The sequence below is a fragment of the Saccharomonospora saliphila YIM 90502 genome, assembly GCF_000383795.1.
Taxonomy (GTDB): Bacteria; Actinomycetota; Actinomycetes; order Mycobacteriales; family Pseudonocardiaceae; genus Saccharomonospora; species Saccharomonospora saliphila.
This window is the reverse complement of record NZ_KB912629.1, coordinates 86,572-91,633: the sequence shown is the minus strand read 5'-3', so window position 1 is coordinate 91,633 and position 5,062 is coordinate 86,572. Positions and strand designations below refer to the sequence as shown.

General features: G+C 68.2%; 5 protein-coding genes and 1 pseudogene. All 6 read right to left on the bottom strand.

Annotated features, from left to right (window positions below; genetic code table 11):
• A pseudogene (locus tag SACSA_RS21485) lies at positions 1 to 1,058 on the bottom strand (hypothetical protein); the annotation flags it as partial.
• 5 nt (positions 1,059 to 1,063) lie between these two features.
• Positions 1,064 to 1,651 (bottom strand): DUF3558 domain-containing protein, encoded by a 588-nt coding sequence (locus SACSA_RS24380; protein ID WP_157596604.1) that lies wholly within the window; start codon positions 1,649 to 1,651, stop codon positions 1,064 to 1,066.
• Positions 1,648 to 2,127, bottom strand: a complete 480-nt coding sequence (locus SACSA_RS0104545; protein ID WP_019813897.1) for a hypothetical protein — start codon at positions 2,125 to 2,127, stop codon at positions 1,648 to 1,650. The genes SACSA_RS24380 and SACSA_RS0104545 overlap by 4 nt, the downstream gene beginning before the upstream one ends.
• A gap of 94 nt (positions 2,128 to 2,221) precedes the next feature.
• Positions 2,222 to 2,878, bottom strand: coding sequence for a TetR/AcrR family transcriptional regulator (locus tag SACSA_RS0104540; RefSeq protein ID WP_019813894.1), 657 nt, complete (start codon positions 2,876 to 2,878; stop codon positions 2,222 to 2,224).
• A 118-nt stretch (positions 2,879 to 2,996) separates the two neighbouring features.
• Complete coding sequence (locus SACSA_RS0104535) at positions 2,997 to 3,491, bottom strand: FxsA family protein (protein WP_019813892.1); 495 nt, start codon at positions 3,489 to 3,491, stop codon at positions 2,997 to 2,999.
• A 577-nt stretch (positions 3,492 to 4,068) separates the two neighbouring features.
• Positions 4,069 to 5,062 (bottom strand): dihydrolipoamide acetyltransferase family protein (locus SACSA_RS21475; protein WP_083940152.1); only part of this gene is annotated, 994 nt, incomplete at its 5' end.

Here is a 5,062-nt window from a genome sequence, read left to right as displayed (position 1 = left end):
ATCGGCGTGGGCGAGGGAGCGCCGCCACTGCCACCGGAAGCCGCGGGCGGGGTGTACGCGGTGCCGGACGGGGCGGGCGTTCCGGTCGCGACGGTGCCCGAGGGTCCGCCCACGGCGGCCGAGGTACTCGTGCCGGTGTCCCCGCTGATCGGGATGACCCCCGATGCCGCGTCCGTGCCGCTGCCCTCCGAGTTGAATTTCGGGGGCTCGGCGAACGCGGGCTGTTTCGATGCGGCGGCGAACAGGTCGGTGTCGTACTGGTGCATCACCTGCGCAGCCTCCGCGTGCGCTTCTTGGCTGCGCTCGAACGTGTCGATACTGGCGCGCATGTCGTCGGGGAAGTCAAGGGGGTTGCCGCCCCACTTCCGCATTTCGGTCTCCCAGTCGAACGGCACCTCCTCGGGCATGGTGTTGCGTGCCCTGCCGGCGGAAGTCGACTGCTGGTGCATCACCTCGGAGGCGAGCTGCGCGTTCTGCGAGTTGCCGTCGGCCCAGGTGCTGAGGCTGTCGAAATAGCCGTGCGCGCTGTCGGCCGCACCGCCCTGCCACTCGTGCCGGGACGCCGCGACCGCCTCCTTCAGCTCCGTGGCGAACTCGCTGAAGGCCAGATGCAGCTCGTGGTAGGCGGTGGAAATGTCGCCGACCTCGTCGGGATTGAACTCTTCGGTGACGTACCGGGTCAGCTCGGCGTGGGGCACGCCGGGGTAGTTCGCGTTCGACGGCGGCAGCCCGCCGATCTGCTGCATCTCCCCTGAGGAGGAGAGCTCGCGTACGCGCTCCTCGCTCAGGTCGTGCGCGCGCTCGCTCGCCTGGGCACGGGCTTCCATGCGCCGGATGAACGCCTCGAGGGTCCTGCCGTCGATTCCGGAGGCCGCGAGTGACTGGTAGTAGGCATCGCGGGTCTGCGGCGCCAGGGACACGACCTGGTCTTCCGACATCCGGGGTGGGACGCCACCGTCGGCGAGATACTGCTCGCGTTCCTGGGCGCTCTTGTCGAGGAACTCCTCGGTCGTGACCCGCGGCGGTGTCGACTCGTCCCGTGGGGTCGGCTGGCTCATCGGGCTCACCTCTGCTCGGGCAGCTTCGGTTCGACGATCTCGGCGACCTGCTCCACCAGCTCGCAGGCCTGCTCGTGGTCGACGCCGGTGACGCCGACATCGACGCGGGAACTGTCGGTCAACGCGAGGGCGATAATGCAGCCACCGTTGGTGTTGGGTATTTGTGCGGCGTCCCGGCCGTTGAAAGTCGCTTCGGTCACCCCAAGGCCCTGATCGTTCGCACTATCGACGCTTTGACTTTCACGCACACCCACGTTGATCGTGGGCGATCTTGTCGCTCCGGTATTCTGCGGTTCGAAACTACAGCCTCGCACTCCGCCTAGGTCTATCCTGCGGGGCTCGTCGAAGTCTCCCAGCGTGGCTATTTCGGAGGGCGAAAGAAGCGTGCAGGAATCCAGGCTGTCCGCGTTGTCTTCAGCGTCGGGAGACGGGTGGCGATCGGAATGCTGCGACACGCGGGGAGAGCTCGTCGCGATTTCGGTGGCGGGAGAGGCTGATCCGTTTTCCGTAGAGGAGCATCCGCTGATAAGTGCGAACGCGGCCAGAACGCCCGAAGAGAGGACTGATTTCCGCTTGATCATCTTCGAGTTCACAGTCCGGTGTTCTTGAGGTGTTGAGTCGTCTCCGACTCGTGATCATGGTAGTTCTTCAAGGCGGCCGTAAGCGCTTCGTCGGCTTCTGCGATGATCTTCCTTAGCTTGTGGATGACCGCGTTCGCCGAATTGTTTTCACCGGACCCGCTCTTTTGGTCGTGCGCCGCTACCATTCGTCCATACTCATGACTCCCCAACCTGGGCCGCTGCCCCAGCGCGTAGCCGCTGGTGGCAGAAATCCTGTCCAGCCGCTCCTGCATGTTGATGAGTGCCTTTTTAAGGGGTTCGACGCCTTCGGGGCTGATGCGGAAGCCGCCTGAGTTGGCGGCCTCGAGGAGTTTGCGGGTCTCGACCTGGGTCTTGGTGACGTCCTCGGTGTTGGTGGCCGAGACCGATTCGGTGACGCTGAAGCCGAACAGGCTTGATGTGGTCGCTTCGTCGGTTCTTCCCTGCCCCGGGTCCGGTACCAGCGGCATGGCTTACCCCCGTGTTCTCGCCGTTGGACGTCGCTGGCAGTGTAGCGAGTGGTGACACTTGGTGAGAGCGGTTCGGTGAGGCTGCGCCCCCGCGTCACTCGGTTGGGCGCCAGACGTGGCCTTCGACGAGGTCGTTGAAGCCGAGCCAGGTCAGGTTCATCAGCCAGGAGGCCAGGACGCTGTCGGACACGCCGGGGTTGTCCAGCCACCAGTCCGCCAGCGATTCCGCCGCGCCGACCAGGGCGGCCGCCATGCCCTCGCCGGAGAATTCGACCTGCTCGGCGAGGCCCTTCCGGGCCCCTGCCGAGACCACGAGTGCGCGCACCAGTTCGATGGCCTTGCCGCGCATAGCGGTGATTTCGTCGGCGAACGGCCCTCCCGCCGTGAGCGCGTGGCGGTGCAGGACGATCCACGATTCGCGGTGCTCCGCCACGAACGCGTAGAAGGATCGCAAACCGTGCCAGAGCTGCATGTCCGGTGGCACGTCGGAACGAAGACCCTCCCGCAGTGACGCGAGCATCCGGTCCGCCTCGCGCCGCACGCAGTGACCGAACAGGTCTTCCTTCGAGCCGAGGTAGCTGTAGATCATGGGCTTCGACACACCCGCCACGTCCGATACCTCGTCCATCGAGGCGGAGTGGTAACCGTGCTGCGAGAAAACCCGCACCGCGGCATCGAGAATCTGCTTCTCGCGGACCGCCCGGGGTAATCTCTTAGCCCGCTCGGGCGAGCGCTCCACGTCCTGCGCCACCACTAACCTCCTGTGTCCCTCGCACGCTACCTGACCAGGGAACCGGCGCTGTGCGTATGGGGCTGGACACGATCAAGTGAGGACGGGAGACCATCAGCCCGCGCGAAGGCAACGGTGGCTACTCGGAGTCGATGACCGGCCTGCCGTTGGGGGGAGGACCCTGGTCACCGCGGTCACGTCGGTCGTCCGAGACGACCTCACTGTCGACCACGATGACGCGGTTGCGCTGGCCGCGCGCGAAAGGATGTCCGCGCCCCTGCGCGACCGGGCCCTTGCGCTCCAACCTGCGCATCCAGGCACGCCGGAAGAGCGACCGCGTCGGCAGCAGGAGGAGCAACCCCGCGACGTCGCTCACGAAACCCGGCAGAAAGATCAACAGACCGCCGAGGCCGACGAGCATGCCGTCGGTCACCTCGTTGTGCGGCGAGCGACCGGACCGAGCGGTGGCCATCACGGCGCGCGCGGCCTTACCACCCTCGCGCCGCGCGAGCCAGGACCCGACGATCGCCCCGGCCAGCAACAGCCCGAGCGTGGCCAGCACACCGACCTGCGACGCGACCGCCCACACGGCGGCCACCTCGGCGATCACATACAGCAGGAACACGACGGCCATACAAGAGACAACGCACAAACCGCCCTGTTTGATCCTGACCCCGCGAGTTGCCCCTCCCGGGCCCGCGAGTTGCCTTCGCCAGCTCGCGAGTTGCCCTCCTGGGCCCGTGAGTTGCCCCTCGCCGTGCGCGCGTTTGCCTCGGGGTCGATGAGTCACCCTCGGCTGGGCGTGAGTTGCCCGCGCATTCAGGAGCTGCCCGCGAGCACCCGCGAGTCTCTTGCGGGCGGACCTGGAAGCGTCGATGGACAGGTGCGGCGCTCGGGCTCAGTGGGACGGCACCGGCCGTGACGCCGGGAGACCTCGCCACCAGCGGCCAAGTCCAGCTTGGCTCCGCGCCCGAATGTTCAGGCAGTGATTCGCTGGTGCCCGGAGGTCAACTCGCGACCGCGCAGGCCTATTCGCGGAGCGCACAGGCACTGGCGACCGTTTGAGGCAACTCGCGAACTCAAGAAGGCAACTCGCGTGCCCAACGGGGGCAACTCGCGTGCTTGAGGGGGCAACTCGCGAGACCGAGGGGGCAACTCGCGGGGGTGGGGCCGTTGGGGTCACGGCCCCACCCCGGGCCTGCCGACGTGGGTCAGTAGGTGATGGCCGTGGCAGGGTCGGACAGGAGAGCGCCGACGTCGGCGAGGAAGCGCGAGCCCTGCTGCCCGTCGACGACGCGGTGGTCGAAGCTCAGCGACAGCTGCATCACCTTGCGCACCGCCAGTTCGCCGTCCACCACCCATGGCATGTCCCGGATCGCCCCGAGCGCGAGGATCGCCGACTCCCCGGGGTTGATGATCGGGGTGCCGGTGTCCACGCCGAACACGCCGACGTTGGTGATGGTGAACGTGCCGTCCAGCATGTCCTCGGGCGGGGTCTTGCCGTCACGCGCCGTGGTCGTGAGCTCCTCGAGCGCGCCCGCCAACTCGGTCAGCGACAGGGCATCGGCGTCCCGGACCTTGGGCACCACCAGGCCGCGCGGCGTGGCCGCCGCGATGCCCAGGTGCACGTAGTCCTTGTAGACGATCTCGCCCGCCTGCTCGTCCCACACCGCGTTCACGTCCGGTGTGCGCCGTGCCGCGAGGCACACCGCCTTCGCCGCGAACGCCAGCGGGGTCAGCCTCACCCCGGCGAACGCGGGCTGTGCCTTCAGCCGCTCGCGGAACTCCATCATCGGCGTCACGTCGATGGTCAGGAACTCCGTGACATGCGGCGCGGTGAAAGCGCTGTGCACCATCGCCTGTGCGGTGGCCTTGCGCACGCCACGGATCGGGACCCGCTGCTCGCGGTCGGCGCGCTCACCCGGCACCGGTGCGACGCGGGACGGCGCCCCGGTGGGCTCGGCGGACGTCGGGGCGGCCTCGTCGGGGGACGCGGCCGCGCGCCGGACGTCCTCCCGCGTGATGACTCCGCCGTCGGCGGAGCCGCGCACCGAGTGGAGATCCACCCCGAGGTCCTTGGCCAGCTTCCGCACCGGCGGCTTCGCCAGCGGCACGGCGCCACCCGGTGAAAGGCCCGTTCCCGTGGGGGAGCCACCGGGTGCCGTGGCGGGCGCGGCACCCGCCGCCGCGTCCTCCGGAGCGGTG

What these genes read in the sequence shown, in the direction of transcription:
- SACSA_RS0104545 (WP_019813897.1), bottom strand. Translation starts at nt 2,127, where the DNA reads ATGCCGCTGGTACCGGACCCGGGGCAGGGAAGAACCGACGAAGCGACC.
- SACSA_RS0104535 (WP_019813892.1), bottom strand. Translation starts at nt 3,491, where the DNA reads ATGGCCGTCGTGTTCCTGCTGTATGTGATCGCCGAGGTGGCCGCCGTG.